This window comes from Aeromicrobium sp. P2_G6 (assembly GCF_056403535.1).
The window spans coordinates 397,746-411,908 of sequence record NZ_JBFUFH010000003.1; the positions used below are offsets into that span (position 1 = coordinate 397,746).

A 14,163-nucleotide genomic window follows, 5' to 3' on the forward strand; every position below is an offset into this window, starting at 1 on the left:
GCGGCCTCTTCACAAGACCACGAGAGTTCCATAGTGTGGAACCTCAATCCCACTACATGAGGGTAAGATCCCAAAACGTTGGGGTCAAGCATTGCGGGCACAGCAGTTTCCGGTCCGCTTCATTCACGGTCTTATGGAGGTCCGATGTTCGAGAACACGATGCCGCGCTACGAGATCCTGTCCCAGGACGCGATGGCATCCCTGGAGACCGCGTGGCGCCGCCTCATGACAGAGGTCGGCGTCGAGTTCATGCACGAGGACGCGCTCGAGCTGTTCCGCAAGGCCGGCCAGAAGGTCGTCGACAACACGGTCTTCCTCGACCCGGAGTTCGTGCTCGCTCAGGTCGCCCTGGCGCCCAAGGAGTTCGACGTCCAGGCCCGCAACCCGGCCAACAACGTGCACATCGGCGGCAACATGATGGCGTTCAGCGGGGTCTACGGTCCCCCATTCGTCCGTGAAGGTGCCGTGCGCCGTGATGCGACGATGAACGACTTCCGCAACTTCACCAAACTGGCTCAGGGCTACGCCGAGCTCGACTCGGCCGGCGGCATCATCTGCGAGCCCTACGACACGCCGCTCGACTCGCGACACCTCGACATGGTCTACGCGTTGCAGACCCTGACCGACAAGATCTACATGGGCAACGTCGTGACGGGCGAGAACGCGCGCGACACGATCGCGATGGGCGAGATCCTCTTCGGTGGCCGCGAGGCGATCGAGAAGACGCCGGTCTCGATCTCCCTGATCAACTGCAACTCGCCGCTGCGCTGGGACGATCGCATGCTGGAGTCGCTGTTCGAGTACGCCAAGGCCGCCCAGCCCGTCGTCCTGACACCGTTCATCCTGATGGGCGCGATGTCGCCGGTCACGATCCCGGCGGCGCTCGTGCAGCAGATCGTCGAAGCCTTGTCGGGCATCGCCCTGGCTCAGCTGGTGCGCCCCGGCACGCCGGTCATCTTCGGCTCGTTCCTGTCCAACATCGACATGCAGTCGGGCTCGCCGACGTTCGGCACCCCCGAATCCGGCATCGGACTGCTCTGCACGGGACAGATCGCGCGCCGCTTCGGCCTGCCGTTCCGGTCCGGTGGCGGGCTCACGTCCGCACACCAGGCCGACGCGCAGGCCGGCTACGAGGCACTCATGACCTTGATGCCCACGTTCCTCGCCGGGGCCAACTGGGTCATGCACTCCGCCGGCTGGCTCGAGGGCGGGCTCGTCGCCGGCTATGAGAAGTTCATCATGGACGTCGAGCTGCTGCAGATGCTGCGGGCCGAGTTCACCCCGCTCGAGATCGACGAGGGCTCGCTCGCGTTCGATGCTCACGTCGAGGTCGGCCACGGCGGTCACTTCCTCGGCGCAGCGCACACCATGGAGCGCTTCCGTACGTGCTTCCACCGGCCGTTCCTGTCGAGCTCGGACAACTTCGACAAGTGGACCCGCAACGGCTCGCTCGACACCAACCAGCGCGCCGAGGTCATCTACAAGAAGCGCCTCGAGGAGTACGAGCAGCCGCCACTCGACGAGAGCATCCGCGAAGAGCTCGAGAGCTACGTCAACCGGCGCCGCACCGAGCTCGGCGACTGACACTGACACACAAGTGCCTCCATGCTGCGGCATGGAGGCGCTCTGTGTGTTCGCGGACTGAGTGTCAGGCGAGCCGCTCGGCGGTCTCCACGACGTTGGCCAGCAGCATCGCCCGGGTCATCGGCCCGACCCCGCCAGGGTTCGGTGAGATCCAGCCCGCGACCTCGTACGCCTTGGGGTCCACGTCACCCACGATGCCGTTCTCATCACGGCTCACCCCCACATCCAGCAGAGCGGCACCGGGCTTGACCATGTCCGCGGAGATGATGCCCGGCACCCCGGCCGCGGCGATCACGATGTCCGCCCGGCAGACCTCTTCGGCCAGGTCACGGGTGCCGGTGTGGCACAACGTCACCGTCGCGTTCTCACTGCGCCGCGTCAGCAACAACCCCATCGGCCGGCCCACCGTGATCCCCCGGCCCACCACCACCACATGCTGGCCGGCGATCGGCACCTCATGGCGACGCAACAGCTCGATGATCCCCCGYGGRGTGCACGGCAACGGCGCGTCCTTGCCCAGCACCAACCACCCCAGGTTCGTCGGATGCAGACCATCGGCRTCCTTGACCGGATCAATCCGRCCGATCACCGCGTTCTCATCCARACCCTTCGGCAACGGCAGCTGCACGATGTAACCCGTGCACGCCGGATCAGCATTCAGCTCATCRACCGCCGCCTCGACCTCAGCCTGGGTCGCGGTCTCAGGCAGATCGATCCGCAACGACTCGATGCCCACCTGGGCACAGTCACGATGCTTGCCCGCCACATACCACTGACTCCCCGGGTCGTTCCCGACCAGGATCGTCCCCAGCCCAGCAGTCACCCCCCGCTCACGCAACGCATCCACCCGCACCCGCAGCTCGTCCTTCATCGCGGACGCAACCGCCTTGCCATCAAGAATCTGCGCAGTCACGTGATCGAGTCCCATCTGGTCGGATCATCGCATCCTAGATTCCCCGACCCTTCGTGAACAGCGCACGAATTCATACACAATCATGCAAAACTGGTGCATGATCGATCACCGCCTCCAGGTGCTCCGTTTGCTCGCCCACCACGGCACGGTGACCGCGACCGCCGAAGCGCTCCACTACACGCCGTCTGCCGTGTCGGCCCAGCTTCGCTCACTGTCCGAGCAGCTCGGCGTCACCCTGCTGGTCCCCAAGGGCCGAGGGGTCAAGCTCACACCCGCCGGACGCCTCCTGCTGTCCCGCGCCGACGACCTGTACGAGCGCTGGGAGCAGATCCGGGCCGAGCTGGTCGCCGGCACCGACGACACCATGGTCGAGCTGCGCATGTGCGGCTTCTCGACGGCCGCTGCCGCGCTGCTTCCCCCGGTCGCTGCACGTCTGTTGCGGACCTATCCGAACCTCGACGTCCGGATCATCGAGGCCGGACCCGCGGAGTGCTTCGACCTGTTGCTCGCCGGTGAGGCCGACGTCGCGGTGGTGGCCGTGACGCAGGAAATCCCTCCGGCCGCTGATCCTCGGTTCTACCAGCAGCCCCTCCTGAACGACCCGCTCGACCTCCTGCTCTCGACCAACCACCGGCTCGCCGGGCACGAGTCAGCGTCCTTCCACGAGGTCGCCACCGAACGATGGATCGTCGACCGCGTGGGTCGTCCGTACCATCAGCTCTTCATGACTGCCTGCGCGACGGCCGGCTTCGTGCCGACGATTGCGCACGAGGTGGTCGAGTGGGAGACAGCCGCCGCGCTCGTGGGTGCCGAGCTCGGCGTGGCGCTGATCCCGCGGTTGGCGCGCATACCCGCCGGCTATCCCGTCGTACGCGTCCCGCTGCATGGCGACCCCAGGCCCACCCGGCACATCATCACGGGCATTCGTCGCGGCAGTCGCGGTCTCCCCATCGTCTCCGAGGCGATCCGGACGCTCGACGACGTGGGGCCCGCGGCACTGGCTGCCGTCCAGCTGACCCCGGATGAGTCGTGACCGTGCAGCGAATGTGCACATTGCCGTCCAAATTCGTGCGCTATTCATGAAGAGTGGACGAATCTAGGATGCCGCTATGGATGCTCGCCTTCTGGACCCCGTGCAACAGCTGGACATCGCCGAACTGGCGGAACGACGAGAGCCGGGACTGAGCCTCGAAGCGCCGTTCTACACGAGCGACGAGATCTACCAGGCGGACATCGCGGGCATCTTCTCCAAGCAGTGGATCTTCGTGGCTTCGGAGGGCGAGATCCCCGACGCCGGCGACTACGTCACGATCAACCTCGGCACGTACTCGGTCATCGTCGTCCGCGATGACGACGAAGAGGTCCGCGCCCTGCACAACGTCTGCCGGCATCGTGGCGCCCGCATCCTCACCGACGCCCAGGGCTCCGTCGGCAACCTGGTGTGCGGCTACCACCACTGGGCCTACGCGACGGACGGCCGGCTGCGCCACGCCCCCACGCACGGCAAGGACTTCGACATGACGTGCTTCGGCCTGAAGCACGTCGCAGTGCAGGTGGTCAGCGGCCTGATCTTCATCTGCCTGGCCGACGAGCCTCCGGAGGACCTCGCCCGGGTCTCCGACATCATCAGCCCCTACATCGCGCCCCACCAGCTGGGCCGCACCAAGGTGGCGGCCCAGGTCGACCTGGTCGAGGAGGGCAACTGGAAGCTGGTGATGGAGAACAACCGCGAGTGCTACCACTGCGACGGTCACCCCGAGCTGGCGTGTTCCCTCTTCCCCACGTTCGGCTACGGCTCGTCGGACATCCCGCCCCACCTCCAACCGGGCCACGATCGCTACCTGCTCGCGCAGGCGCAGCTGGAGGCCACGTGTGATGAGCTCGGCCTGCCGTACGCCGCCGTCGAGGAGCTCACGACGCGCCTGTCCGGCTTCCGCATCCAGCGCGAGGCGCTCGACGGTGCCGGCGAGTCCTTCAGCGAGAGCGGGGAGTCGGTCTCGACCATGCTCCTCGGCGACTTCGAGCACCGGCGCCTGGGACGGCTGTCGCTGCACCTCCAGCCCAACGCCTGGTTCCACTTCCTCAGCGACCACGCCGTGACGTTCGCGGTCCTCCCCCTCAGCGCGGGGCGGACGCTCGTACGCACGACCTGGCTGGTGCATGAGGACGCCGAGGAGGGCGTCGACTACGACCCCGCGGCACTCACGAAGGTCTGGCGCGAGACCAACTCCCAAGATGCCGCCTTCGTGGCCCGTGCACAGCTCGGCGCGGCGAGCCCCGCGTACGAGCCGGGCCCCTACATGCCCAGCGAGTACCAGGTCGAGGCGTTCTGCACCTGGTACATCGACCGGCTGAAGGAGCACCTCTCGTCATGACGGTGCTGACCCAGACCTTCAGCGCGATGCTCACCCAGGACCGTCGCCCGCCGCGCATGTGGGACGACAGCGCGGAGGAGAAGCTGATCTGCCGCGGCATCGTGCCGGTGACAGACGAGATCAGCACGTTCATCTTCGAGGCGCCGGAGCCTCGATTCTTCCGGCACCTGCCGGGTCAGTACCTCACGTTGACGGTCGACGTCGGCGGGCAGCCCGTCAGCCGCTGCTACACGATCTCGTCGCCGGCGACCCGCCCGTACGCGTTGAGCATCAGCGTCAAGCGTGAACCCGGCGGCCTGGTGTCGAACTGGCTGCACGACGAGCTGAGGGTGGGCGATCGGGTCAGCGCCACGGGTCCGCTCGGATCGTTCACGTTCGCCGAGCACCCCTCGGCCAAGTACCTGTTCCTGTCCGCAGGGGTGGGGATCACGCCGTCCATGTCGATGATTCGGACGTTGCACGACCTCGCCGAACCGACAGACGTCGTGCTCGTGCACAGCGTGCGGAGCCCCGAGCACATCGTCTTCCGGTCCGAGCTCAACCATCTGGCCGCGTCAGACCCCAACCTCGACGTCGCCATCATCTGCGAGGACGCCCAAGAGAGCTGGGAAGGACGGCGCGGCCGGCTGACGTCGGACGTGCTCGCGGAGATCGCCCCGGACCTGCACGAGCGTGAGATCTTCCTGTGCGGGCCGGCTGCCTACATGGCCGCAGCCCAGGAGCTGCTCACCGCCGCAGGGGTCGATCCCTCCCGCATCCACACCGAGTCCTTCGCGTTCGGGGTTGCCGAAGAGGACCCGGCGACAGATCCTGACGGCGCCGCACCGGCGTCCTTCAGCGTGCAGTTCACGCGCAGCAACCAGACGGTCGAGTGCGACACGAACGTCACCGTGCTCCAGGCCGCCCTTGCTGCCGGGATCCGCGTCCCGTCCTCATGTGGCGGAGGGATGTGCGGCACCTGCAAGACCACCCTCGTCAGGGGTTCGGTCGACATGCACCACGACGGCGGCATCCGGCCGAAGGAGATCGCGCAGGGCAAGATCCTCCTGTGCTGCTCCAGGCCCCTGGAGGACCTGATCGTCGAGGCGTAGTCGCCTCTCGCCTCAGCACTCCACGACGTTGACGGCGAGGCCGCCGCGGGACGTCTCCTTGTACTTGTCCTTCATGTCCGCGCCGGTCTCGCGCATCGTCTTGATCGCCTTGTCCAGCGACACCTTGTGGCTGCCGTCGCCGTGGAGGGCCAGCCGCGCGGCATTGATCGCCTTGACGCTCGCGATGGCGTTCCGCTCGATGCACGGGATCTGCACGAGTCCCCCGACGGGATCGCACGTGAGGCCGAGGTTGTGCTCGATGCCCACCTCTGCAGCATTCTCGACCTGAGTCGGGGTGCCGCCCAGCACCTCGCACAACCCCGCTGCGGCCATCGAGCACGCCGAGCCCACCTCACCCTGGCAGCCGACTTCGGCGCCGGAGATCGAGGCGTTGATCTTGAACAGGATCCCCACCGCGGCGGCCGCCAGCATGAACCGGACGACCCCGTCGTCGTCCGCACCAGGCACGAACTTGACGTAGTAGTGCAGCACGGCCGGCACGATCCCCGCCGCGCCGTTGGTGGGCGCCGTGACGATCCGGCCGCCAGCCGCGTTCTCCTCGTTCACCGCGAGGGCGAAGAGATTGACCCACTCCATCGCGAGCAGCGGGTCCGCGGGCGGCTGACTGGTGGGGTGGCTCAGGGCCGCGGCCTCGACGCTGGCTGCCGAGGCGGTGAGCGTACGGAACAACGCCGGCGCCCGCCGCTTGACCTTCAACCCACCGGGCAGAATGCCGTCGCTCGCGCAGCCGTTGTAGACGCATTGACGCATCACGGCCCACAGCGCCAGGAGCTTCTCCCTGAGCTCGGCCTCGGTGTGCCAGACCATCTCGTTGGCGAGCATGACGTCAGAAATCGACATCCCCTGGCTTCGGCAGATCTCCAGGAGCTCGTCGGCCGTCGTGAACGGGTAAGGCAGGGCGGTGGTGTCGGCGACCACCTTGTCGGCGCCGTCGACATCGCCGTCGACCACGAACCCGCCCCCGATGGAGTAGTAGCTGCGTTCGCGGAGCACCCCACCGGAGTGATCCAGCGCGCGGAACGTCATGCCGTTGGGGTGCGCGGGCAGGGACTTGCGACGGTGCAGGACGACGTCCTCGTCCCAGTTGAAGTCGACCCGGTGCCCGGCGATCCAGAGCTCCGCATCGAGGACGGCCTCCGCCACTTGGTCATCAGCAGTCGCGGTGTCGACCGTCTCCGGATCGAGGCCCTGGAGGCCGAGCACGACCGCCTTGTCAGAGCCGTGACCGCGGCCGGTGGCTCCCAGCGAACCGAACAGCTCGGCCTGGACGCGCACCGTGGCCCCGAGGTGACCCGAACCGGCCAGGCCCTCGGAGAAGCGCTTCGCAGCCCGCATCGGGCCTACTGTGTGTGAGGACGAGGGCCCGATACCGACAGAGAACAGGTCCAGCACGCTCAGTGCCATCAGCCGAAGTCCTCGACCCCTGATTTCAGGTGCGGATACAGCGGGAAGCTCGCGGCCAGCGCACTGACCCGACGACGCAGCTCGTGGGTGGTCGCCTGATCCAGGTCTCCCTCAGGCGTGGATCCGATCAGGGCCAGCGCGATGATGTCCGCGACCTCGGTGAACTCCTCGGCTCCGAAGCCACGGGTGGCCAGGGCCGGGGTGCCGATCCGGAGTCCCGACGACACCATCGGAGGACGAGGGTCGAAGGGGACGGCATTGCGGTTGACGGTGATGCCGATCCGGTGCAGGCGATCCTCGGCCTGCTGTCCGTCCAGCTCCGAGTCGCGCAGGTCGACGAGGACCAGGTGGACATCCGTGCCACCGTTGACCACGGAAATGCCGGCGGCGGCCACGTCGTCCTTCAGCAGCCGTTCCGCCAGAATGCTCGCCCCTTCGAGCGTGCGCCGCTGACGTTCCTTGAAGCCGTCCGAGGCCGCGATCTTGAAGGCCACGGCCTTCGCGGCGATGACGTGCTCCAGGGGGCCACCCTGCTGTCCGGGGAAGACGGCGCTGTTGATCTTGCGGGCGTACTCCTCCTTGCTCAGGATCACTCCGCCGCGGGGACCACCGAGGGTCTTGTGGGTCGTGGTGGTGACGACGTCGGCGTACGGCACCGGATTGGGGTGCAGACCGGCCGCCACGAGCCCGGCGAAGTGCGCCATGTCCACCATGAGGTAGGCACCGACGAGGTCGGCGATGCGACGGAATTCGGCGAAGTCCAGCTGCCGTGAGTACGCCGACCAGCCGGCCACGATCAGCTTCGGCCGGTGCTCGAGGGCCAGCGCCTCCACCTCGGCCATGTCGACCAGGTGATCGTCCTTGCTGACGTGGTAGGCGATGACGTTGTAGAGCTTGCCGGAGAAGTTGATGCGCATCCCGTGCGTCAGGTGCCCGCCATGAGCCAGGTCCAGGCCCATGATGGTGTCGCCGGGCTCCAGCAGCGCGAACATCGCCGCCGCATTCGCCTGGGCGCCCGAGTGAGGCTGCACGTTGGCCGCCTCGGCACCGAAGAGCGCCTTGACCCGGTCGATCGCCAGCTGCTCGATGACGTCGACGTGTTCACAGCCGCCGTAGTAACGCTTCCCCGGATAGCCCTCGGCGTACTTGTTCGTCAGGACCGAGCCCTGCGCCTCCATCACCGAAGCCGGCGCGAAGTTCTCCGACGCGATCATCTCCAGCGTGGACTGCTGGCGGTTGAGCTCTTGAGCGATGGCGTGATCGACTTCTTCGTCGACGTCCGCAAGGGTTTGGATCAACTGGTCTGACATGGCACTTCCTCGGAGTCCTGGTGTCGCACGGATGTTGCTGGCTGCGTTCAGCCGAGGCGGCGACGCAGCTCCTCGTTGATCGCCGGGACGATCTCGTGCAGGTCGCCGATGACCGCGTAGTGCGCCTTGGTCACCATCGGGGCGTCTGCATCCGTGTTGATGGCCAGGATCGTCTTCGCACTCTGGCATCCGGCCCAGTGCTGGATAGCGCCGCTGATGCCGCACGCGACATAGAGGTCGGGCGAGATGCGGCTGCCGGTCTGGCCGACCTGCTCGTGGTGCGGCCGCCAGCCGAGGCTGGTCACGACGCGCGAGACGCCGAGCGCCCCGTCGAGCAGGTCGGTGAGCTCGAGCAGGTCGTCGAACCCTTCGGCGCTGCCGGCACCGCGTCCGGCACCGACGACGACTCGCGCGCTGGTCAGAGCTCCGGTGTCGCCTTCTTCCTTGACCTCGGTGCGAACGACACGGGTCAGCAGGTCGGCGTCCGACAGCACTGGGCTGTACGTGCGCAGCACCGGGCTCGTCGGTGCCGCAGCCGGGAGGGCGTCGACGGCGTGACCCGCGACGCTGAGCGTGGCGACCTGCCCGTCGAGGCGCATTTCCTCGAACACACCGCCGCCCATGACCTGACGGGACACGATCAACGGCTCGATGCTGTCGACGCCGATGACGTTGGCCGCCATCAGGGCGTCAAGTCGGGTCGCCACGTGCGCGAGGACCTCGTTGCCGCGGGGCGTGCCGGAGGCGATGACGAGGCGGGCCGACTCGGACGAGGCCACGTCGACGACGGACGCCGCCCACGACGCGGCGCCGTAGGACGTCAGCCGCTCGTCGTCGGCGTGGTGCGCGACGGCCACGGCTTGTTCACCGAGGTGGCCGAGCACGAGCGGACGCTGCTGCTCGGAGAGCGGTCCGACAACGACCGCTTCCAGTGCGTTGTCAGCGAGGCTTACACCGAGTGAGCGAGCGAAGCTCAGGGCTTCGCGCGAGGTCAGGGTGACGCCTTCGGCGTCGGTCTCCACCAGGACGAGGATCATTTTGCGACCACTCCGATCTTGATCAGCATGTCGACGACAGCGCTTGCGGCCTCGGGGCCCTTGCCCAGGATCTCGACCGAGCTGGGCTGCTCCGGCGGCGACTTGAGCTTGACTCGTTGGGTTGTTGGGACGATGTCGGTCTCGATGACCTCGATCGGGGTCTTCTTGGCCTTCATACGTCCGACGATGGACGGGTAACGGGGCGACACCCCACCTTCGGAGACCGCTATGACCGCCGGCGTGGGGAGCTCGAAGATCTCGTCACCCTCGGGGCCGGCACCAGTTGCGGTGATCGTGCCTCCATCGACCGAGACATTCGAGATGCCGGTCAGCACGGGTCGCTCAAGCGTGTAGGCGAGCCGGACGCCGACCTGGAAGTCGCCGGTGTCGGCCGCATCGGTGCCGACCAGCACCAGGTCGACCGGGTCGGCCTCGTTCGCGACGAACTGAGCGATCGCGGCCGCCACATCGGCCGGCCCGAACTGCTCGGAGTCGGCCTCAATGTGAACGGCACGGGTGCAGCCGACCGCGATCGCGTCGCGGAGCTGGTCCTCGGCGTCGCCGGGGCCCAGTGTCAGCACGGTGGCGGTGCCACCCGTTGCCTCGGCGGTCTGGACCGCGATCTCGACGGCGGCCTCCTCGTGAGGGCTGACGGTGTGCCCCACGTGGCGGGCGTCAACACTCATGCGGTCCTCGGACAGCAGGACCTGGCTCGAGGTCTCGGGAACTCGTTTGATGCAGACAAGGACGTTGGTCATGTCGTCAGCCTCGGATTCGTGCGTTGTCGGGGTCGAACAGTGCGGTTGCGTCGGCCGAGCCGACCGTCACGGAGTAGCGCTCCTCCATGTAGTCGACGGCGAGCTTGGTGCCGACCTTCGCCACCTCGGGCGGCAGGTAGGCCATCAGCAGGTGCTTGCCCAGCGAGGGTGCGGAGCCGGCAGATGTGACGTAGGCGCGGTGGCCGTGCCCGTCGATGAGCGGCTCGCCGTCGGGAGTCAGGACCGGCTCGCCGCCCAGCATGTAGCGCTTGACGCCGCTCGCCGAGGTGTGGTCGTCGACGGTCAGCGTGCACATCACGGCCGCGGGCTCCTCGGACCGCTGCTTGACGTAGGCCTCGCGGCCGATGAAATCGGCCTCCTTGACCTTGGGTCGCTGCATGCCGGCCTCGATGATGGTCCGCTCGCTGTCGAGCTCCGCGCCATAGGCCCGGTAGCCCTTCTCCATGCGACCGGTCGTGCCGTAGACGCCGATCCCGACCGGGACCAACCCGTGCGGGGCGCCCGCTTCGCTGATGAGGTCCCACAGCCTCGCGCCGCTCTCCATCGGGACGTACAGCTCCCAGCCGAGCTCGCCGACGTACGAGATGCGGGAGGCGAGAACCTCGAGCGAGCCGAGCTCGATCGGGCGGCAGGTGCCGAACTTGAACCCGTCGTGGCTGACGTCGCTCTCGGTCAGGCTGCCGATGATGTCGCGCGCCCTCGGGCCCCACACACCGATCGTGGTGAATGCCGATGTCTGGTCGACGACCTGCGCCGAGCCGTCAGCCGGCATGTGGTCACGGAACCACTTGCGGTCCAGGTTGCCGTGGGCACCACCGGTGACGACGCGGAAGTGATTGTCGCCGAGCCGCATGATCGTCAGGTCGGCGCGGTATCCGCCGCGGCTGTCGAGGATCGGGGTGTAGACCACCCGTCCGGTCGGCACGTTCATCTGCCCGACCGCGATCCGCTGGACCGCGTCGAACGCGCCCTTGCCGACCACGTCGAAGATCGAGAACGCCGTCAGGTCCACCATGCCGGCACGCTCGCGCATCGCGAGGTGCTCGGCGTTGATGATCGGCGACCACCAGCGCGAGTCCCACTCGTTCTCACGCGGCATCACGGCATCGCCGTACTCGGCCAGCAATGACTCGTTGGAGTTGTACCAGTGCGGACGCTCCCAGCCTGCGGTCTCGAAGAACTGGGCGCCCAGCTCCTTCTGGCGGGCGTGCATCGGCGCCAGACGGGCGTTCCGGTCGCTCTCGTACTGCTCGGCCGGGTGCACGATGCCGTACGTCTTGATGAACGCCTCGCTCGTGCGCGCCCTCACGTGCTGCTTGGTGCGCTGGTGCGGGTAGAAGCGAGCGATGTCGGACTGGTGGATGTCGATCTCAGGGTTGCCGTCGGTCATCCACTCGGCGACCGCGCGCCCGACACCAGGCCCTTCCTTGATCCAGACCGCGGCAGCGGACCACAGGCCCTCGACCTCAGGCGTCTCGCCGAGAACCGGGTTGCCGTCGGGGGTCAGCGAGAGCAGGCCGTTGATGGCGTAGCGGATCTCGACCTCCGGGTTGCCGAGGACCTCGGGCATGAGCTCGAGCGCTTCCTCGAGCTGCTGGTCGAAGTCGTCAGCCGTGAACGGGAGCTCGGTCGGCGACAGCTTCGACTGCTCGATCGACGGGATCTCGTCGGGGTCGTGCAGGATCGCGCGGTGGGCGTAGGAGCCGACCTCCATGTCGCCGCCGTGCTGGCGCTCGTAGCAGAACGTGTCCATGTCGCGGACGATCGGGAACGAGATCTCGCCGACCGTGCCGGACAGCTGGGGAACCGGCCCGACGCTGATCATCTGGTGCACCGCGGGCGTCAGCGGGATGTGGGCACCGGCCATCTTGGCGATGCGGGGGCTCCAGACACCACAGCAGATCACGACGGTCTCGGCCTCGATGTCGCCACCCGTCGTGCGGACCCGGCGGATCTTGCCGTCCTCGACGTCGAGGCCGATGACCTCGACGGTCGAGACGACCTGCAGGGCGTCGAGCTCCTGGGCGCGCTCGCGCATGATCGTGCCGGCGCGCAGGGAGTCGACGACGCCGACGCTGGGCGTGTAGAACGCGCCGATGATGACCGAGGGGTCGAGGAACGGTACCTTCTCGACGACCTGCTCAGGCGTCACGATCTCGGACGGGATGCCCCATGCCTTGGCCGACGACATCCGGCGGCGCAGCTCTTCCATGCGCTCCTCGGTGCGGGCGACCTCGAATCCACCGGACTCGGTGAAGACGCCCATCTCCTTGTACTGCTTCATGCTGTCGAGCGTCAGATCCGTGATCTCCCGGGAGTGGTCGACCGGGAAGATGAAGTTGGAGGCGTGCCCCGTGGATCCGCCGGGGTTGGGCAGCGGGCCCTTGTCGATCTGGACGATGTCACGCCAGCCCAGTCGCGCGAGGTGATACACCAAGCTGTTGCCGACGATGCCGGCACCAATGACGACGACCCGCGCGTTACCCGGCACTTCTGGCATGTGGAGCTCCGTTCATCTGTTGCGTAATATGCAACTTAAATCGCTATCTGAAACAGTCTTGATTCATCGTCCCCGGCGATCGCCCGAGTGTCAAGGCGTGTGGGCACTCGGTTTCGACCGGAATGCCGTACGCCCCGAAAGCCGGAGCTCTCGGGGCGTACGAACGTTCACAGACGGGACTACTTGACCCAGGCGTCAACCTTGTCCGGGTTGTCCTCGATCCACTTCTTCGCGGCGTCGTCGGCGGACATCTTGTCCTCGGCGATGTACTTCGCGACGACGTTCTGGTCGTCGTTGGTCCACTTGAACGCCTTGATGGCATCCGCCGCGGGGCTACCGGAGTCGGCGAACTTCTTGGCCATGATCTTCTTCAGAGGCGTCTCGGGATAGTCGCACGCGACCTTGGCCGGGTCCGCGTCGCATCCCTCGGTGTACTTCGGGAGGTTGACGTGGACCAGCGGAACCTCGGACAGGAACCACTGCGGAGCGTAGAAGTAGCCGATCAGCGGCTTCTTGTTCTTCTCCGCCTGGCGGAACCCGGTGATGAGCGCCGCTTCGCTGCCGGCGTAGACCACCTTGTAGTTCAGCTTGAGGTTCTTGATCAGCGCCTCGTCATTCGTGACGTATGACGGGTCACCGTCCAGGAACTGACCCTTGCCACCGGACTCCGACGTCTTGAACAGGTCGGCGTACTTGTTGAGGTTCTTGTAGTCGGTGATGTCGGGGTACTTCTCGGCCATCCACGGCGGCACGTACCAGCCGATCTGACCGACGTTGCCCTGCGTGCCTGCGTCGACAGCGACCTTCTCGTCGGTGATGTACTTCTTGTAGAGCTCCGGGTGGCCCCAGTCCTCGATCACGACGTCGACCGTGCCCTTGGCGAAGCCCTGCCAGGAGACTTCCTCCTTGAGGTCCTTGTAGTCGACCTTGCAGCCGAGCTTCTGCTCGATCGCCTGCCCGATGACGTGCGCCGAGGCCTCGTAACCCACCCAGGGATTCACGGCCATGTTGACGGTGGTGTCGCACTTCTTGCCGCCGCTGCTGCCGGTGTCCTCGATGTCCCCGCCTCCACAGGCGGAGAGCGCGAGCAGGGCGCCGGCCGCGACTGCCGCGGTCAGACCTGCCCTTCTTGTCAATGCCTTCATCCGT

The 14,163-nt window shown here is 66.9% G+C and carries 11 protein-coding genes; 4 read left to right on the forward strand and 7 right to left on the reverse strand.

Translation table 11 applies throughout. The features are described 5' to 3' along the window. Positions 1-144 precede the first annotated feature (144 nt). Positions 145-1,584: a trimethylamine methyltransferase family protein gene (locus AC1DVU_RS12905; protein ID WP_476922844.1), complete on the forward strand. Its 1,440-nt coding sequence runs from the start codon at positions 145-147 to the stop codon at positions 1,582-1,584. Positions 1,585-1,648: 64 nt separating this feature from the next. Here AC1DVU_RS12905 and AC1DVU_RS12910 read toward each other — a convergent pair whose 3' ends face one another. Further along, positions 1,649-2,497 carry a bifunctional methylenetetrahydrofolate dehydrogenase/methenyltetrahydrofolate cyclohydrolase gene (locus AC1DVU_RS12910; RefSeq protein WP_476922929.1) on the reverse strand — a complete coding sequence of 283 codons (849 nt, stop codon included), beginning with the start codon at positions 2,495-2,497 and terminating at the stop codon, positions 1,649-1,651. 97 nt (positions 2,498-2,594) lie between these two features. Here AC1DVU_RS12910 and AC1DVU_RS12915 point away from each other — a divergent pair, with 97 nt between their 5' ends. From AC1DVU_RS12915 to AC1DVU_RS12925, 3 genes are all read left to right on the forward strand, one after another. Further along, a complete protein-coding gene (locus AC1DVU_RS12915) occupies positions 2,595-3,530 on the forward strand; it encodes a LysR substrate-binding domain-containing protein (protein ID WP_476922845.1) in 936 nt (311 codons plus the stop codon). 76 nt (positions 3,531-3,606) lie between these two features. Continuing rightward, positions 3,607-4,872, forward strand: a complete 1,266-nt coding sequence (locus AC1DVU_RS12920; RefSeq protein WP_476922846.1) for an aromatic ring-hydroxylating oxygenase subunit alpha — start codon at positions 3,607-3,609, stop codon at positions 4,870-4,872. After that, a complete protein-coding gene (locus AC1DVU_RS12925; RefSeq protein WP_476922847.1) occupies positions 4,869-5,963 on the forward strand; it encodes an FAD-binding oxidoreductase in 1,095 nt (364 codons plus the stop codon). Before AC1DVU_RS12920 ends, AC1DVU_RS12925 begins: the two co-directional genes overlap by 4 nt. Positions 5,964-5,975: 12 nt before the next feature. On the opposite strand, the gene AC1DVU_RS12930 is transcribed toward AC1DVU_RS12925, so the two are convergent. From AC1DVU_RS12930 to AC1DVU_RS12955, 6 genes are all read right to left on the reverse strand, one after another. After that, positions 5,976-7,388 (reverse strand): L-serine ammonia-lyase, encoded by a 1,413-nt coding sequence (locus AC1DVU_RS12930; RefSeq protein ID WP_476922848.1) that lies wholly within the window; start codon positions 7,386-7,388, stop codon positions 5,976-5,978. Then, on the reverse strand, positions 7,388-8,698 hold the full coding sequence (glyA, locus tag AC1DVU_RS12935) for a serine hydroxymethyltransferase (protein WP_476922849.1): 1,311 nt from the start codon (positions 8,696-8,698) through the stop codon (positions 7,388-7,390). Before glyA ends, AC1DVU_RS12930 begins: the two co-directional genes overlap by 1 nt. Positions 8,699-8,745: 47 nt before the next feature. Continuing rightward, positions 8,746-9,735, reverse strand: a complete 990-nt coding sequence (locus tag AC1DVU_RS12940) for an electron transfer flavoprotein subunit alpha/FixB family protein (RefSeq protein ID WP_476922850.1) — start codon at positions 9,733-9,735, stop codon at positions 8,746-8,748. After that, positions 9,732-10,493 carry an electron transfer flavoprotein subunit beta/FixA family protein gene (locus AC1DVU_RS12945; RefSeq protein ID WP_476922851.1) on the reverse strand — a complete coding sequence of 254 codons (762 nt, stop codon included), beginning with the start codon at positions 10,491-10,493 and terminating at the stop codon, positions 9,732-9,734. The genes AC1DVU_RS12940 and AC1DVU_RS12945 overlap by 4 nt, the downstream gene beginning before the upstream one ends. 4 nt (positions 10,494-10,497) lie before the next feature. Further along, a complete protein-coding gene (locus AC1DVU_RS12950) occupies positions 10,498-13,014 on the reverse strand; it encodes a GcvT family protein (RefSeq protein WP_476922852.1) in 2,517 nt (838 codons plus the stop codon). Between the two features lie 179 nt (positions 13,015-13,193). Further along, positions 13,194-14,159: an ABC transporter substrate-binding protein gene (locus AC1DVU_RS12955; RefSeq protein WP_476922853.1), complete on the reverse strand. Its 966-nt coding sequence runs from the start codon at positions 14,157-14,159 to the stop codon at positions 13,194-13,196. Positions 14,160-14,163: the final 4 nt, after the last annotated feature.

Excerpts from the sequence above, each read along its gene's own strand:
- AC1DVU_RS12945 (WP_476922851.1), bottom strand. The coding sequence starts at position 10,493 with ATGACCAACGTCCTTGTCTGCATCAAACGAGTTCCCGAGACCTCGAGC.
- AC1DVU_RS12950 (WP_476922852.1), bottom strand. The coding sequence starts at position 13,014 with ATGCCAGAAGTGCCGGGTAACGCGCGGGTCGTCGTCATTGGTGCCGGC.
- AC1DVU_RS12930 (WP_476922848.1), bottom strand. The coding sequence starts at position 7,388 with ATGGCACTGAGCGTGCTGGACCTGTTCTCTGTCGGTATCGGGCCCTCG.
- AC1DVU_RS12955 (WP_476922853.1), bottom strand. The coding sequence starts at position 14,159 with ATGAAGGCATTGACAAGAAGGGCAGGTCTGACCGCGGCAGTCGCGGCC.
- glyA (WP_476922849.1), bottom strand. The coding sequence starts at position 8,698 with ATGTCAGACCAGTTGATCCAAACCCTTGCGGACGTCGACGAAGAAGTC.
- AC1DVU_RS12915 (WP_476922845.1), top strand. The coding sequence starts at position 2,595 with ATGATCGATCACCGCCTCCAGGTGCTCCGTTTGCTCGCCCACCACGGC.
- AC1DVU_RS12925 (WP_476922847.1), top strand. The coding sequence starts at position 4,869 with ATGACGGTGCTGACCCAGACCTTCAGCGCGATGCTCACCCAGGACCGT.
- AC1DVU_RS12940 (WP_476922850.1), bottom strand. The coding sequence starts at position 9,735 with ATGATCCTCGTCCTGGTGGAGACCGACGCCGAAGGCGTCACCCTGACC.
- AC1DVU_RS12920 (WP_476922846.1), top strand. The coding sequence starts at position 3,607 with ATGGATGCTCGCCTTCTGGACCCCGTGCAACAGCTGGACATCGCCGAA.
- AC1DVU_RS12905 (WP_476922844.1), top strand. The coding sequence starts at position 145 with ATGTTCGAGAACACGATGCCGCGCTACGAGATCCTGTCCCAGGACGCG.